The following is a 16300-nucleotide window of genomic DNA, read 5'->3' on the forward strand; positions in this document are numbered from 1 at the left end:
CAATGAGGCCGGGCTAACCGCACGTGCGCGCACCCTCGTGTAGTGCCAGTGCCGTGTTCGGTGCCACCGTTGCCGTGAAGCGGCCGTCGGAACCCACCGTCACCCGTCGTCCGCTCTGCACGTCGCAGTAGTCGCCGCCCGGCAGGGACGTCTCGAACGTGCGGGTCAAGGCGGACGCCTCGTGGTTGACGACGACATAACCCTTGTCGCCCCGGCCGAAAGCGATCGCCTGGTAGCCGTTGTCCCACCAGTGGCCGACCGCCTCGCCCCGCACCGCATTGCGGAAGGCGACCATGCTGCGGATCTCGGGCCACTTGTGCTGGCACTTCCAGCCGTCCTGCCAGCACGCCGCCACCGCGCCCCCGTTGGGCGGCCCGGCGTCGCGGTCGGTGAACTCGTAGCCGGAGTGGACGTCGGGTGAGCCGTAGGGCCAGGCGAGCATGAAGACGTTGGCGAGGGTGTAGTCCGCGCCGTCCTTGTAGGTGAGGGTGTCGCCGCCCCGCTCCGTGTCGTGGTTGTCGACGAACACGGACGCCTGGCCGCCCGGCAGGTAGCCCCAGCCCTCGCCGTAGTTCTTGAGGTAGGCGAGCCGCTCGCGCTGGAACACCCGCTTGAGGTCGCGCGCGTAGCGGAACTCCTGGGCGTCGCCGGTGCCGAGGTACTCCTCGGGCTGGACGGCCTCGCCCGCGCCGTAGATGGTCTCCTGCTTCCAGTACACGCCGCTCCGGCTCAACCTCGCCTTGATCGCCGCGAGGTCCGCCGCCGGGATGTGCTTCGCGGCGTCGATGCGGAAGCCGTCGGCGCCGAGCGACAGCAGGTCGTTCAGGTACTGGGCGATGCGCCCGCGGACGTGTTCCTCGCCCGTGTCGAGGTCGGCGAGGCCCACGAGTTCGCAGTCCTGGACGTTGCGGCGGTCGCGGTAGTCGCTGACGACGGTGGTGCAGTCGTCCATGTCCTGGCGCTGGTACGTGCCGGGGTAGTCGTACTTCGTATACGCGGAGCCGCCGGTTCCGGTGCCGGAGCCGGCGGCCATGTGGTTGATGACGGCGTCGACGACGACCTTGACGCCCGCGCCGTGGCAGGAATTCACCATGTTCGCGAAGGAGGTCCGGTCCCCCAGCCTGCCCGCTATCGCGTAGCCGACCGGCTGGTACGAGGTCCACCACTGCGGGCCCCGCACGTGCTCCTGCGGCGGGGAGACCTGGACGTAGCCGTAACCCGAGGGCCCGAGAACGTCCTTGCACTCCTTCGCGACCGCGTCGTACTTCCACTCGAAGAGGACGGCGGTGACGTCCTTCCCGCCGGGCGCGGCGGCCTCCGCCCGCGGGGCGCAGACGGTCACGGCGGCCGCCAGGGCGAACGCCGCGGAGAGGGCTCTTCGGACTGTCGCAGGCATGCCGGGCTCCTGGAAGTGGGGGAGGTGGGGGGATGCATGGAGCGTGATGCAGCAATGAAGGTTCTTGCGCAAGCCGTTCGCAAGCCAACCGGAACCTGCCGCCCCGAGACCGTACGAGGCCCGTAAGAGCCGGTCAACCCCCTGGACACGAGACGGTTACCACCGAGAAATCTCGCCGTTTCATGCTTGCAAGCCCTTTCGCAAGAGATTGCAGCCTGTTACCTTCCTCCACAGCTCGGGGCCGCCCGCGACGGTCGGCCTCCTTCATGAGGAGATCCATATGCGAAGAGGCATATCGGTCGCTGCCGTCGTCGGTGTGCTCGCGCTCACCGCGACCGCGTGCGGCGGTGACGGCGGGAGCGGGAACGACGGCTCCAAGGCGGCGAGCGACCCGGGCAGTGTCAGCGGCACGGTCACCTGGTGGGACACCTCGGACGCCACCAACGAGGCGCCTGCGTTCAAGAAGCTGGTCTCGGCCTTCGAGCAGAAGTACCCGAAGATCAAGGTCGAGTACGTCAACGTGCCCTTCGACCAGGCCCAGCAGAAGTTCAAGACCGCCGCCGCCACCGGCAAGGGCGCCCCGGACGTGCTCCGTTCCGACGTCGGCTGGACGCCCGGCTTCGCGCAGCTCGGCTACCTCAAGGACCTCACCGGCACCGCGGCCCTCGACAAGCCCGAGGACTTCCTGGAGGGCCCGCTGAAGAACGCGGCCTACCAGGGCAAGACGTACGGCGTCCCGCAGGTCACCGACACCCTCGGACTGCTCTACAACAAGGAGCTGTTCGCCAAGGCCGGCATCGCGGGGCCTCCGGCCACCTGGCAGGAGGTCAAGGACGCCGCCGCGAAGATCAAGGACAAGACGGGCGCCGAGGGCATCGGCCTGAGCCCGGACAGCTACTACTCGCTGCCCTTCCTCTACGGCGAGAACAGCGACATGGTCGACGTCGCCAAGAAGAAGATCACCATCTCCTCGGCCGCGTCCCGCAAGGGCATCGAGACGGCCGTCGACCTGGTGAAGTCCGGCGCCGCGCCCAAGCCGGCCGGCACCGACGGCTACAACGCCCTCAAGACGGACTTCAAGAACGGCAAGCTGTCGATGCTCATCGACGGCCCCTGGGCCACGAAGGAGATCTTCGGCGGCGACGCGTACAAGTCCAAGGACAACCTGGGCATCGCGGCCATTCCGGCCGGTTCCACGGGCACCGCGGGCGCGCCGGTCGGCGGCCACAACCTGGTGGTCTACGCGGGCTCGAAGAACTTCGACGCCTCCTACCTCTTCACGCGCTTCATGACGGAAGCCGCGCAGCAGGAGCAGGCCTCGACGAGCGTGGGCGTGCTGCCGACGCGCAAGTCCGCCTACACCGAGAAGGTGCTGGCCGACCCGGTGCGCAGCGCGTACTACCAGGCGCTGTCGAAGGCCCACGCGCGGCCCGCGATCCCGCAGGGCGGCGACCTGTTCACCGACTGGCTCAAGCACTACACGCAGATCCTCACGCTCAAGGAGGAGCCGAAGGACGGGCTGGACGCCACGGCGAAGGCCTGGCAGTCCGCGCTCCTCAAGGACTACGGCATCGAGGAGTAGGGCCTGATGGCCACAGTCGTCACCACGGTCAGGCGCTCCTTCAGCACCCACTGGTACGCGTGGGCGATGGTGCTGCCCGTCGTCATCGTCCTGGCGGTCCTCGTGGGGTATCCGCTGGGCAAGGGCATCTACCTGTCCTTCACCGACGCCAACGAGGCGAACGTCGCGCGCACGATCGGTGTCAACCACATCGAGGCGACGTACAAGTCCGTCGGCCTGGACAACTACTGGAAGGTGCTGTCCGGGCAGGAGGGGCACTTCTACTCGCGCCTCGGCTGGACGGTCGTGTGGACCGCGTCGTGCGTGTTCCTGCACTACACGATCGGTCTCGGGCTCGCCCTCCTGCTCAACCGGCCGATGCGCTTCCGGGCGCTGTACCGGGTGCTGCTGATCCTGCCGTGGGCGGTGCCGGCCTTCGTCGCCACCTTCTCGTGGCGGCTGATGTTCAACGAGAAGTACGGCGTGCTCAACGCCCTCCTCACCAAGCTCGGCGTGGGCTCCGTGGACTGGCTGGGCGACGCGACGCTGCAAAAGGTGTCGGCGGTCGCGGTCAACGTGTGGCTGGGCGTGCCGTTCATGATGGTGGCAATCCTCGGCGGGCTCCAGTCGATCCCGCGGGAGCTGCACGAGGCCGCGGAGATGGACGGCGCGACGCCCTGGCAGCGCTTCGTGCACGTGACGCTGCCGGGCCTGCGCTCGGTGAGCGGGACGGTGATCCTGCTCGGCGTGATCTGGACGTTCAACATGTTCCAGGTGATCTACCTGCTGATCGGGCAGGGCGCGGGCTCGGAGAGCGAGATCCTGGTGACGTACGCCTACCGGCTGGCGTTCCAGGGGATCCGTGACTACGCGGGCTCGGCCACGTACGGCATCCTCATCCTCTCGCTGCTGCTGGTCTTCGCCGTCTTCTACCGCCGGATGCTCTCCCGACAGGAGGCCGTGCGATGAGCGCAGCCCGGACCGTACGACCCCGCGGGCAGCGCCCGCGCGGGCAGCGTTCGCGCGGGCAGCGTTCGCGCACGGCGTCGGCCGCGCTGCACACGGCGCTGGTCGCCGCGAGCGCGGTGTCCGTCTTCCCCGTCCTGTTCATCGTCTACGTGTCGCTGCGCGGCCGGGACGGCTGGCAGGAGCCCACGCGGTGGACCGGCCTGGACGTCTCGAACTACACCCACATCCTGGGCGAGACGAAGTTCCTGACCTGGTTCGGCAATTCGGTGATCGTGGCGCTGGGCGCGACCGTGCTCGGCGTGCTCATCGCGGCGACGGCCGGCTACGCCGTCTCGCGGATGCGCTTTCCCGGCCACCGGCCGCTGATGTGGACCTTCCTCGTCGTGCAGATGTTCCCGATGGCGGTGCTCATCGTGCCGCTGTACAACATCCTCGGTGAACTGGAACTCCTGGACTCCTACGCCGGGCTGATCGTGACGTACTGCTCGGTCTCCGTCCCGTTCTGCGCCTGGATGCTCAAGGGGTACTTCGACACCATCCCCGCCGAGATCGACGAGGCGGGCCGGGTGGACGGGCTGAGCCCCTTCGGCACGTTCTGGCGGCTCGTGGTGCCGCTCGCCCGGCCGGGCCTGGCGGTGACCGGCTTCTACTCGTTCATCACCGCGTGGGGCGAGGTCGCCTTCGCCAGCCAGTTCATGAGCTCCGAGGAGCACTACACCCTCGCCGTGGGCCTCCAGACGTTCGTCGGCCAGCAGAAGGCGGAGTGGGGTCTGATGACGGCCGCCGCCGTGCTGATCACCGTTCCCGCGGCCGCGGTGTTCTTCCTCGCCCAGCGGCACCTGGTGGCCGGTCTGACCGCGGGCGGCACCAAGGGCTGACCTTGTCCGCCCGCCGTCGTTGACCGTGTTGACCGCTTGCGCACCACCGCTTCCGACTCCGTCACCCGCTATCGAACAGGACGTACATGACCCAGGACCTCGCGCCCTCCGTCCGCCCGGCCGCCGCTTCCCCCTCCGAGCCCGTATCCGGGACCGGGGGATGGTGGCGCAGCGCCGTCATCTACCAGGTGTACGTGCGCTCGTTCGCGGACAGCGACGGTGACGGCATCGGCGACCTGCGGGGGATCCGCGAGCGCCTGCCGTACCTGGCGGAGCTGGGCGTGGACGCGGTGTGGCTCACGCCGTTCTTCGCCTCGCCGCAGGCGGACGGCGGCTACGACGTGGCGGACTACCGGGCCGTGGACCCGCTGTTCGGGGACCTGTCGGACGCGGACGACCTGGTGCGGGAGGCGCACCGGCTGGGCCTGCGGGTGATCGTCGACATCGTGCCGAACCACACCTCCGACCAGCACGCCTGGTTCCGGGCGGCCCTCGCCGGCAGAGAGGGCGGCCCGGAGCGGGAGCGCTACCACTTCCGGCCGGGCCGCGGCGCGGCCGGGGAACTGCCGCCGAACGACTGGGAGTCCGTCTTCGGCGGCCCGGCGTGGACGCGGACGGCGCGCGCGGACGGCACGCCCGGCGAGTGGTACCTGCACCTGTTCGCGCCGGAGCAGCCGGACCTCAACTGGGAGAACCAGGAGGTGCGCGAGGAGTTCGAGTCGGTGCTGCGGTTCTGGCTGGACCTGGGCGTGGACGGGTTCCGCATCGATGTCGCGCACGGCATGGTCAAGGCGGCGGGCCTGCCCGACATCGGGCTGAGCGAGCAGGCGAAGCTCATCGGGGCGCAGGTGCTGCCGTTCTTCGACCAGGACGGGGTGCACGAGATCCACCGCGCCTGGCGCCGGCTGCTGGACTCCTACCCCGGCGAGCGGGTCGGCGTGGCGGAGGCGTGGGCGCCGACCTCGGAGCGGCTCGCGCTGTACGTGCGGCCGGACGAGCTGCACCAGGCGTTCAACTTCCAGTTCCTGACGTGCGACTGGGGCGCGGCCGCGATGCGGACGGTCATCGACGAGTCGCTGGCCGCGACGCGGTCGGTGGGCGCGCCGACGACGTGGGTGCTGTCCAACCACGACGTGGTGCGGCACACCACGCGCTACGGCGGCGGCGAGCGGGGGCTGGCGCGGGCCCGGGCGGCGGCGCTGCTGATGCTGGCCCTGCCGGGTTCGGCGTACGTCTACCAGGGCGAGGAGCTGGGCCTGCCGGAGGTCGTGGACCTGCCGGACGAGGTGCGCCAGGACCCGGCGTTCTTCCGCGGCGACGGGCAGGACGGCACGCGCGACGGCTGCCGGGTGCCGATCCCGTGGTCGGGCGAGGAGGCCCCGTACGGCTTCGGGCCGGGCGGCAGCTGGCTGCCGCAGCCGGAGGGGTGGGCGGAGCTGTCGGTGGCGGCGCAGTCGGGGGACCCGCGCTCGACGCTGGAGCTCTACCGCTCGGCGCTCGCGCTGCGGCACGAGCTGCCGGGCCTGGGCGACGGGGAGATGACGTGGCTGGAGGCGCCCGAGGGGGTGCTCGCGTTCTCCCGGCCGGGCCTGGTGTGCACGCTGAACACGCGGGGCGAGGAGGTGGGGATGCCGGTGCCGGGCCGTCCGGTGCTGGCCACGTCCGCCCTGGAATTCACCGGTGGTACGGTCCGTATCCCCGTCGATTCCTGTGTTTGGTGGGCAGTCTGAAATGCGACCGGTAAGGTCCAGTCCTGTGACCGCACGGCTGGCCGATATCGCAGCCCAAGCGGGTGTCAGCGAAGCAACCGTCAGCCGGGTACTCAACGGGAAGCCGGGGGTCGCCGCCTCCACCCGCGAGTCCGTGCTGGCCGCGCTCGACGTCCTGGGCTACGAGCGCCCCGTGCGGCTGCGGCAGCGCAGCGCGGGCCTGGTGGGGCTCATCACGCCCGGGCTGGACAACCCGATATTCCCGGCCTTCGCCCAGGTGATAGGCCAGGCCCTGACGCGCCAGGGCTACACCCCGGTGCTGGCCACGCAGACGCCCGGTGGCTCTACGGAGGACGAGCTGACGGAGATGCTCGTGGACCGCGGGGTCTCCGGCATCATTTTCGTCTCCGGGCTGCACGCCGACACCTCGGCGGACATGGAGCGCTACGAGCGGCTGCGCGCGCAGGGCGTTCCGTTCGTGCTGATCAACGGTTTTTCGCCGAAAGTACGGGCTCCTTTCGTCTCGCCGGACGACCGGGCGGCGGTCAGGCTGGCCGTCACCCATTTGGCCGCACTGGGGCACCGCAGGATCGGTCTCGCGCTGGGTCCGCGCCGCTACGTTCCGGTGCAGCGGAAGATCGAGGGGTTCCTGCGCAGCATGCGCGAGGAGCTGGGCCTGGCGGAGGCCGAGGCCGGGCAGTTGGTGCAGCACTCGCTGTTCTCGCTGGAGGGCGGGCAGGCCGCGGCCACGGCGCTCATCGAGCGGGGCTGCACGGCCGTGGTGTGCGCGAGCGACATGATGGCGCTGGGCGTCGTCCGGGCAGCCCGTCAGCAGGGTCTGGAAGTGCCGCGGGACGTCTCGGTCGTCGGCTTCGACGACTCGCCGCTCATCGCCTTCACGGACCCGCCGCTGACCACGATCCGGCAGCCGGTGCAGTCGATGGGGCAGGCGGCGGTGCGGGCGCTGCTGGAGGAGATCGGCGGGACTCCGGCGCCCCACAGCGAGTTCGTGTTCCTCCCCGAGCTGGTGGTCCGCGGTTCAACTGCATCGGTGCCGGGTACCCGGCCGAAAGCGGACGAAGACCAGACTTGGGGATGATCTGCGGCAGGCCGGTTTCTGGCAGACTGTTTCCCTATGGGTGAAGCGACGGCAAGGACACTGGAAGGCCGGACGGCCGCCCCGCCACCCAGCGAGGAGCGAGCGGACCGGCCGCCGGCCGAGGGTGCCGCAGCACGGAAGGCGGGCCTGCGAGGGCTCCGCTCTCCGCGCAGGCCCCGGCTGTGGTTCGAGGTGCTGCTGATCGCGGTGAGTTACTGGGTGTATTCCCTGGTGCGCAATGCCGTGCCCGAGCAGCGCGCGGCCGCGCTCCGCAACGCCGACTGGATATGGCGGGCCGAGCACACGCTCCACATCGCCGTGGAGAGCAGCATCAACCACGCCGTGAATTCGGTGACGTGGCTGATCGTGGGGATGAACTACTACTACGCCACCTTGCACTTCGTCCTGACGATCGGGGTGCTGGTGTGGCTCTACCGCTGGCATCCGGGGCGTTATGCCGCCGGCCGGCTGGCCCTCTTCGCCACCACGGGCGTCGCCCTGCTCGGCTATTACCTCTTCCCCCTCGCTCCGCCGCGCCTGATGTCCGGCGAGCACTTCGTCGACACCGTCGTCGTGCACCACACGTGGGGCTCGATGGCCTCCGGCAACCTCGCCGACATGTCGAATCAGTACGCGGCGATGCCGTCCATGCACATCGGGTGGTCGACCTGGTGCGGCGTCATCATCGCGATGGTGGCGCGGCCGGTGTGGGCCAAGGTGCTGGGCCTGCTGTATCCGCTGGCGACGCTGGTGGTCATCGTGGCGACGGCGAACCACTTCTGGCTGGACGCCGTGGGCGGCCTGCTGTGCCTGTCGTTCGGCTTCGCGGTCTCGTTCCTGTGGTTCAGGGCGACGCCGGGGCGGCTGGAACGGCACGTGGCGTAGGGACCGCGGCTCACGCCCTGCGTCCCGCTCCGCATCGCGCCCCGCGTCACGCCCCGTAGAACAGCTCGTCCACCACCGCGCGGGCGCGCCGCGTCGTCCGCCGGTAGTCGTCGAGCATGTCCCCCACGTGGCCCGGCTCGTAGCCGAGATAGCGGCCCACCGCCCCGAGTTCCCGCGGCTCCGTGGGGAAGGTGTCGCCGGACCGGCCGCGGACGAGCATGACCGCGTTGCGCACGCTCGTCGCGAGAACCCACGCGTCGTCCAGTATGGCCGCGGCCTCCGTGCTCAGCAGCCCGGCGGCGCGGGCGGCCGCGAGGGCCTCGCGGGTGCGGGTCGTGCGCAGCCCGGGCTCCGCCCAGGCGTGCCGCAGCTGGAGCAGCTGGACGGTCCACTCCACGTCCGACAGGCCGCCGCGCCCGAGCTTGGTGTGGGTCGTCGGGTCCGCGCCGCGCGGCAGCCGCTCGCCCTCCATGCGGGCCTTGAGCCGCCGGATCTCGCGCACCGCGTCCTCGCCGAGGCCCTCCATGGGATACCGCAGCGGGTCGATGAGGTCGATGAACCGCCTCCCCAGCTCGGCGTCGCCCGCGACCGGGCGGGCGCGCAGCAGCGCCTGGCTCTCCCACACCAGCGACCAGCGCCGGTAGTAGGCGGCGTACGAGGCGAGGCTGCGCACCATGGGCCCGGACTTGCCTTCGGGCCGCAGGTCGGCGTCGATGTGCAGGGGCGGGTCGGTCGTGGGAAGTTGGAGGAGCCTGCGCATCTCCCCGGCGACGGCGGAGGCGGCCTTGGCGGCCTCCTCGTCGGGGACGCCCTCGCGCGGCTCGTGCACGAACAGCACGTCGGCGTCGGAGCCGTAGCCCTGCTCGTGGCCGCCGAAGCGGCCCATGCCGATGACGGCGAAGCGCGTGGGCAGGGTGTCGCCCCACTCGGCGCGCACGGCGGCGCGCAGGGCGCCCGCGACGGCCGCGGCGTTGACCTCGGATACGGCGTCGCCGACGGTGTCGACGCGGACGTGCGGGTCGCGCTCGCCGTTGGACTCTCCCGGGCCGTGCGAGCCGTTGCGGCCGAAGGAGCCGTTGCGGCCGTACGCCCCGATGATGTCGGCGGCGGCGGTGCGGAACAGCTCGCGGCGGCGGACGCCGCGGACGGCGACGATCGCGGCCTCGGCGCCCTCGGAGCGGTTGACGGCGGCCAGGGTCTCCTGTTCGAGGGCCTCCAGGCCGCGCGGGCGCAGGCCCTCGGGGTCGCCGAGCAGGGCGACGGCCTCGGGGGCGCGCAGCAGCAGGTCGGGGGCGAGGCGGCCGGCGGACAGGACGCGGGCGAGGTTCTCGGCGGCGGCGCCCTCGTCGCGCAGCAGGCGCAGGTACCAGGGGGTGCGGCCGAGGGCGTCGGAGACCTTGTGGAAGTTGAGCAGGCCGGCGTCGGGGTCGGCGGAGTCGGCGAACCAGCCGAGCAGGACGGGCAGCAGGGTGCGCTGGATGGCGGCCTTGCGGGTCACGCCCGAGGCGAGCGCCTCCAGGTGGCGCAGGGCGGCGGCGGGGTCGGCGTAGCCCAGGGCCTGGAGGCGGTTTCCGGCCTCCTTGGCGCTGAGCCGGATCTCGCCGGGCTCCAGCTGGGCGACGGCGTCCAGCAGCGGCCGGTAGAAGAGCTTCTCGTGCAGCCGGCGCACTTCGCGCGCGTGCCGCTTCCACTCGCGGCCGAGCCCGTCGACGGGCTCCGTGCCCGGCGGCCATTGCAGGACGCGGGCCAGGGAGCGGCCGAGGCGGCGCTGGTCGGCCTCGGCCTCCGGCATCAGGTGCGTGCGGCGCAGGCGGTGGAGCTGGATGTGGTGCTCCATGGTGCGCAGGAAGCGGTAGGCGGCGTCGAGGGCGGCGGCGTCGGAGCGGCCCACGTAGCCGCCCGCGGCGAGCGCGGTCAGGGCGTCGAGGGTGCCGGAGGCGCGCAGCGTGGCGTCGCCGCGGCCGTGGACGAGCTGGAGCAGCTGGACGGCGAACTCGACGTCGCGCAGCCCGCCCGGGCCGAGCTTGAGCTCGCGGTCGACCTGGCCGGCGGGGATGGAGGCGATGACGCGGCGGCGCATCTGCTGCACGTCGGGCACGAAGTTCTCGCGCTCGGCGGCCTGCCACACCAGCGGGGCGACGGCGTCGGCGTAGGCCCGGCCGAGGCCGAGGTCGCCGGCGACCGGGCGGGCCTTGAGGAGGGCCTGGAACTCCCAGGTCTTGGCCCAGCGCTGGTAGTAGGCGAGGTGGCTGGAGAGGGTGCGCACGAGGGGGCCGTTGCGGCCCTCGGGCCGCAGGTTGGCGTCCACGGGCCAGATGGTGCCCTCGGGGGTGACGTCGGAGCAGACGCGCATCATCCGGGAGGCGAGGCGGGTGGCGGCCTGGAGGGCGGGGCCCTCGGCGGTCCCTTCCTTCGCCTCGGCCACGAAGACGACGTCGACGTCGGAGACGTAATTGAGCTCCTGGCCGCCGCACTTGCCCATGCCGATGACGGCGAGCCGGCAGGCCGCGGCGTCCGCGGGCTGCTCGTCGGCGGCGATGGCGAGGGCGGCGCGCAGGGTGACCGTGGCCAGGTCGGCGAGCTCGGCGGCGGTCTGGGCGACGTCCGTGGTGCCGCACACGTCGCGCGCGGCGATGGTCAGCAGGCAGCGGCGGTAGGCGGCGCGCAGGGCGTCGGCGGCGCCCAGGCCGGCCTCGCGTCCGGCGCGCGCGCCGTCGGCCAGCGCCTTCTCGAACTCCGGGACGCCCGGGTTGAGATCGGCCGCCTCGTACGTGACGAGGGCGTGCCAGTCGCCGGGGTGGCGGGCCAGGTGGTCGCCGAGGGCCTCGGAGGCGCCGAGCACGCCGAGCAGCCGGTCGCGCAGCGGCTTGGCCGTCACGAGCGTGTCCAGCAGGGCCTGCCGGTCGCCGCCGGGCCGGGCGTCCAGCGCCTCGGCGAGCCGGACCAGGCCGTGCAGGGCCAGGTCCGGGTCCGCGGTGGCGCCGAGGGCGTCGAGCAGGACGGGGTCGCCGCGTCTCGCCGCGAGCACCGGGACCTCCAGCCGCCGCTCTGCGGCGGCCGGATCGGTGAAGCCGTACTTCAGCAGCCGGGTGTACGAGCTGCTGCGACGCCCCTCGGGCAGTGTCATCGGCACCCCTCGCTCCGCGCTGCCGGCCGGCTCGCCGCCATGATAGGCACCTGCTAGAGCACGGGCAGCATCTTGCGGAGCTCGAACGCGGTGACCTCCGAACGGTACTCCTCCCACTCCTGCTTCTTGTTGCGCAGGAAGAAGTCGAAGACGTGCTCGCCGAGGGTCTCGGCCACCAGCTCGCTGCGCTCCATCAGCGCGATGGCCTCGCCCAGGTTCTGCGGCAGGGGCTCGATGCCCATGGCGCGGCGCTCGGCGTCGGACAGCGCCCACACGTCGTCGTCGGCGCCGGCCGGGAGCTCGTAGCCCTCTTCGATGCCCTTCAGGCCCGCGGCCAGCAGGACCGCGTAGGTCAGGTAGGGGTTGGCGCCGGAGTCGATGGAGCGGACCTCGACGCGGGCGGAGCCGGTCTTGCCGGGCTTGTACATGGGCACGCGGATGAGCGCGGAGCGGTTGTTGTGGCCCCAGCAGATGTACGAGGGGGCCTCGCCGCCCGCCCCGGCGCTGCGGGCCGAGCCGCCCCAGATGCGCTTGTAGGAGTTGACCCACTGGTTGGTCACGGCCGAGATCTCGGCGGCGTGCTTGAGCAGGCCGGCGATGAAGGACCGGCCGACCTTGGACAGCTGGTACTCGGCGCCGGACTCGTAGAAGGCGTTGCGGTCGCCCTCGAAGAGGGAGAGGTGGGTGTGCATGCCCGAGCCGGGGTACTCGGAGAACGGCTTGGGCATGAACGTGGCCTGCACGCCCTGCTCCAGCGCGACCTGCTTCATCACGAGCCGGAACGTCATGATGTTGTCGGCGGTGGAGAGCGCGTCGGCGTAGCGCAGGTCGATCTCCTGCTGGCCGGGGGCGCCCTCGTGGTGGCTGAACTCGACCGAGATGCCCATGGATTCGAGCATGGTGATGGCCTGGCGGCGGAAGTCCATGCCCACGTTCTGCGGGGTGTGGTCGAAGTAGCCGGAGGAGTCGGCGGGCACCGGGCGGGTGCCGTCCACCGGCTTGTCCTTGAGCAGGAAGAACTCGATCTCGGGGTGGGTGTAGAAGGTGAAGCCGAGGTCGGAGGTCTTGGCGAGGATGCGCTTGAGGACGTAGCGCGGGTCGGCGTAGGAGGGCGAGCCGTCCGGCATGAGGATGTCGCAGAACATCCGGGCGGTGCCGGGGGCCTCCGCGCGCCAGGGCAGGATCTGGAACGTGCCCGGGTCCGGCTTGGCGATCATGTCGGACTCGTAGACCCGCGCGAAGCCCTCGATCGCGGAGCCGTCGAAGCCGATGCCCTCGTCGAAGGCCTGCTCCAGCTCGGCGGGGGCGACGGCCACGGACTTCAGATAGCCGAGCACGTCGGTGAACCACAGCCGCACGAAGCGGATGTCGCGCTCTTCCAGGGTGCGGAGCACGAACTCCTGCTGCTTATCCATAGCTACCCATCCTCGCTGGTCAGGCCGCCCCTTCCCAAGACTCGGGGCACATCTGGGGCGTAGAGCATCCCACCACATGATGTCGGGTGCGTTGCAGACGTGGGTCCGAACGTTCCCTTTCGCGTGCGTGTACGGCTCTCCCCCCATACTGCCTGCTCGGGGGCGGTGCCCGCACCGGCGGGGCAGGGGCTTCCCGCAGGGGTGCCTCAGCGGGCCGCGGGGCCCGTCGCCAGGACCGCCGCCGCGATCGCCTGCGGGCGGTCGTACATCAGGAGGTGGCCCGCCGGGGCCACCGCCTCGAAGCGGCCGTCGAGCCGCTCGGCGAGCGCCCGCTGGCGTTCCAGCCAGCGCCGCTCCAGCCAGGACCCCGTGCCCGGGGAGGCCGCCAGGACGCTCACCGGCACGGGCGGCATGGGCCGGCTCTCGCGCAGGGCGCCGAGCTCCGCGGCCACGTCGCGGTAGCGGGCGTTCTCCATGAGGAGGGCCCGCGCCACCCGCCCCGTGCCGTACGTGCGCCGCACGAGGTCCGCGGGCGCCGGGTCCTGGCGGCTGACGGAGGAGGCGCGGACGGTGAGCCGGCGCAGGGCGGGGCCGAGCGCCCGCGGCAGGCCCGCCGCGGCGAGGACGCGGCCGCGGGCGTGGGCGGCGCTGGTGCGCAGCTCGCGGGCGGGCGCGGGCCGCGGGTCCTCCTCGACGCTGCCGTCGACGAGGACGATGCCGGCCGTGCGCTGCGGGTGCAGCCGGGCGAACGCCTCGGCGTGGAAGCCGGCCAGGGAGTGGCCGACGACCGTCGCGGGTTCGCCCAGCCCGAGGGCGTCGAGGACGCCGGCTATCCGGTCGGCCTCGCCCGCCGCGGTGGGCGGTTCGAGGGGCGGGGCGCTGAAGCCGAGGCCGGGCCGGTCGAAGCGGACGACGGTGCGGTGCGGGGTGAGCAGCGGCACGACGGGCTCCCAGTCGAACCAGCCCATGCCGAGCCCGGCGCTGAGCACGCACACCGGCCCGGAGCCCTCGCGCACCACGTGCAGCGGCACTCCGCCGACGCGGAGCATGCGCCCCGGGGGCCGCTGCGTGCCGGTCTCGGCCGGCGGCCGCACCGTGCCGTTGACGCCGCTGCCGCCGTTGACACCACCGCCGCCGTTCACGCCGCTGCCGCCGTTCGCGCTGATCATGGGCTCCCCCTCGTCGCTCTCCGACAAGCTAACGGACGGGGCTCTCCCGGTGCTCCGGCGCCACCCAGTGCGGCTTGCGGAACTTCAGGAGGGCGAGCGGGGTGAGGAACCCGAGGACGAACAGCCCGCCGCCGACCGTGAGCAGGTAGCGCCAGAGGGGGCCGCCGCCGAACTGCTCGGGCGGGACGAAGCCGATGCACATGGCCGCGAGGGAGGCCGCGAAGCCGGTGCCCGCGACGAGGTGCAGGGCGGGCACCCGGAAGCCCCGCGGCCGGTCCGGCTGAGTGCGCCGCAGGCGGACGGCGGCGGCGAACATCAGCAGATAGACGACGAGGTAGATCTGCGTGGTGATCACGGAGAAGATCCAGTACGCGCTGGAGACGTCCGGGATGAACGCGTAGAGGAGCGCGATGACGGTGGTCAGCGCGCCCTGGGCGACCATGATGTTGCGCTGGACGCCGTTCTTGTTGAGCTTCTGGAGCGCGGGCGGCAGGTAGCCCTCCTGCCGGGCGACCATCAGCAGGCCCTTGGAGGGTCCGGCCAGCCACGCGAGCATGCCGCCGAGCGCGGCGGCGACGAGCAGCACGCCGACGACCTTGGTCAGCCAGCCCACGTGGAAGTGGTCGAAGAAGCCCTGGAAGGCCTGCATCACGCCGGCCGTGAGGCTGAGGTCCTCGCCCGGCATGACCCAGCTGATGGCCAGCGCCGGCAGGATGAAGATCAGCAGGACGAGGCCGGTGGCCGCGAACACCGAGCGCGGGAACTGCTTGCCGGGCTCGCGCAGCGAGGAGACGTGGACGCCGTTCATCTCCATGCCCGCGTACGACAGGAAGTTGCCGACGATCAGCACGAGGCTGGCGAGGCCGGTCCACGGCGGCAGGAGGTGCCCGCTGTCCATGGGCGCGGCGGAGGCGTTGCCCTGGCCGAGGAAGACCAGGCCGAGGACGACGAGGACGACGCCCGGGATCAGGGTGCCGGCGACGAGCCCGATGCTCGACAGGCCGGCCACGGCCTTCGTGCCGCGGGAGGAGATCAGCACGCCGGCCCAGTAGACGACGATGATGACGACGGCGACGTAGAGGCCGTTGTCGGCGAGGCGCGGGTCGATGACGTAGGCGAAGGTGCTCGCCACGTAGGCCAGCAGGCTCGGGTAGTAGGCGATCGTCATCGCGAACTGGCACCACACGGCCAGGAAGCCCAGCGGCTTGGAGAGCCCCTCGCTGACCCAGCGGTAGATGCCGCCGGTCCAGCCGGAGGCCAGCTCGGCCGAGACGAGGGCGGTCGGCAGCAGGAAGACCACGGCCGGGAGGAGGTAGAGGAAGACGGCGGCCAGTCCGTAGAGCGCCATGGAGGGCGCGGGCCGCAGGTTGGCCACGGAGGCCGTGGTCATCATCGCGAGGGTGACCCACGAGATGAGCTGGGGCTGCGGGGTCTTCGGTGGTGCGGGGACGGCGGCGGGACGGTCGTCCCTCACCTGGTCCGTGATGGTCATGGGAGGGGGAGCGTCCTTCAGGCCGTGCGTGGAGCGTGCGTGGAGCGTCAAACGTTTCGCCCCATAATCCCATTTCCGGGGCCGTGGAGCGGGCATACCCCGTAGGGGTAGGGTGCGAGGGTGATCGTCAACGGACAGCAGGGGACGGCGGGCGCGTGGTGCGGCCGGCTGTTGCTGCTCTCCGCCCTGCTGCTGGGCATCGTCACGATGCACACGCTGGGGCATCCGACGGGACATGCGGGTACGGGGCACAAGGCCGGTACGCATGCGGCGGCCGGGATGCACGCGCAGGCGCATTCCGCCCCTCCGACCCCCGGACCCACCGCCGACGACCCCCTCACCGCCCCCGGCATGGATCCCATGTCCGTCTGCCTGGCCGTCCTCGGCGCCGCCTTGCTGGCGCTCGTCCTGCTGCTCGTCACCGCGGCCCTGCGCCGCCCCGCCGCCGCCCTGGCCGCGGCCCGGGCGCGGTTGCTGCGGCCGCTGTGGCCGATCCCGCCGCCTCCGCGGCACAAGTCCCTCGCGCGGCTGTCGGTGCTGCGGGTGTAGGAGCGCGCTTCCGCGCGTCCCCACCCCTTCTTCACCGACCCCTCAGAGGTG

11 protein-coding genes and 1 pseudogene are annotated in these 16300 nt (G+C 71.8%); 7 read left to right on the plus strand and 5 right to left on the minus strand.

Going from position 1 to position 16300, the window contains the following annotated elements; genetic code table 11:
* Positions 1-19: 19 nt before the first annotated feature.
* Positions 20-1396, minus strand: a pseudogene (locus D7231_RS08510) (alpha-amylase); the annotation flags it as partial.
* A 280-nt stretch (positions 1397-1676) separates the two neighbouring features.
* Between D7231_RS08510 and D7231_RS08515 the strand changes: the two are divergent.
* The 6 genes from D7231_RS08515 (at position 1677) to D7231_RS08540 (ending at position 8497) form a co-directional block, all read left to right on the plus strand.
* Positions 1677-2978, plus strand: a complete 1302-nt coding sequence (locus tag D7231_RS08515; RefSeq protein WP_120754329.1) for an extracellular solute-binding protein — start codon at positions 1677-1679, stop codon at positions 2976-2978.
* 6 nt (positions 2979-2984) lie between these two features.
* Positions 2985-3926: a carbohydrate ABC transporter permease gene (locus tag D7231_RS08520; protein WP_120754330.1), complete on the plus strand. Its 942-nt coding sequence runs from the start codon at positions 2985-2987 to the stop codon at positions 3924-3926.
* Complete coding sequence (locus tag D7231_RS08525) at positions 3923-4804, plus strand: sugar ABC transporter permease (RefSeq protein ID WP_120754331.1); 882 nt, start codon at positions 3923-3925, stop codon at positions 4802-4804. The genes D7231_RS08520 and D7231_RS08525 overlap by 4 nt, the downstream gene beginning before the upstream one ends.
* Before the next feature lie 86 nt (positions 4805-4890).
* The gene (locus tag D7231_RS08530; RefSeq protein ID WP_120754332.1) at positions 4891-6534 is read left to right on the plus strand and encodes a glycoside hydrolase family 13 protein; all 1644 of its coding nucleotides are present in this window, start codon (positions 4891-4893) and stop codon (positions 6532-6534) included.
* 25 nt (positions 6535-6559) lie between these two features.
* Positions 6560-7612, plus strand: coding sequence for a LacI family DNA-binding transcriptional regulator (locus D7231_RS08535; protein ID WP_277875561.1), 1053 nt, complete (start codon positions 6560-6562; stop codon positions 7610-7612).
* A 36-nt stretch (positions 7613-7648) separates the two neighbouring features.
* Positions 7649-8497: a phosphatase PAP2 family protein gene (locus tag D7231_RS08540; RefSeq protein WP_120754334.1), complete on the plus strand. Its 849-nt coding sequence runs from the start codon at positions 7649-7651 to the stop codon at positions 8495-8497.
* A 46-nt stretch (positions 8498-8543) separates the two neighbouring features.
* On the opposite strand, the gene D7231_RS08545 is transcribed toward D7231_RS08540, so the two are convergent.
* The 4 genes from D7231_RS08545 to gadC all read right to left on the minus strand — a co-directional run bounded on the left by D7231_RS08545 (position 8544) and on the right by gadC (position 15700).
* Positions 8544-11624: a bifunctional [glutamine synthetase] adenylyltransferase/[glutamine synthetase]-adenylyl-L-tyrosine phosphorylase gene (locus D7231_RS08545; RefSeq protein WP_120754335.1), complete on the minus strand. Its 3081-nt coding sequence runs from the start codon at positions 11622-11624 to the stop codon at positions 8544-8546.
* Between the two features lie 53 nt (positions 11625-11677).
* Positions 11678-13039, minus strand: coding sequence for a type I glutamate--ammonia ligase (gene glnA, locus D7231_RS08550; protein ID WP_120754336.1), 1362 nt, complete (start codon positions 13037-13039; stop codon positions 11678-11680).
* Between the two features lie 206 nt (positions 13040-13245).
* A complete protein-coding gene (locus D7231_RS08555) occupies positions 13246-14088 on the minus strand; it encodes an alpha/beta fold hydrolase (RefSeq protein WP_120754608.1) in 843 nt (280 codons plus the stop codon).
* 148 nt (positions 14089-14236) lie between these two features.
* Complete coding sequence (gadC, locus tag D7231_RS08560) at positions 14237-15700, minus strand: glutamate/gamma-aminobutyrate antiporter GadC (protein WP_120754337.1); 1464 nt, start codon at positions 15698-15700, stop codon at positions 14237-14239.
* Positions 15701-15820: 120 nt separating this feature from the next.
* Here gadC and D7231_RS08565 point away from each other — a divergent pair, with 120 nt between their 5' ends.
* On the plus strand, positions 15821-16249 hold the full coding sequence (locus D7231_RS08565) for a DUF6153 family protein (RefSeq protein ID WP_277875562.1): 429 nt from the start codon (positions 15821-15823) through the stop codon (positions 16247-16249).
* The last annotated feature ends 51 nt before the right edge of the window (positions 16250-16300 follow it).

This window comes from Streptomyces klenkii (genome assembly GCF_003626645.1).
In the GTDB taxonomy this organism is placed as follows: domain Bacteria; phylum Actinomycetota; class Actinomycetes; order Streptomycetales; family Streptomycetaceae; genus Streptomyces; species Streptomyces klenkii.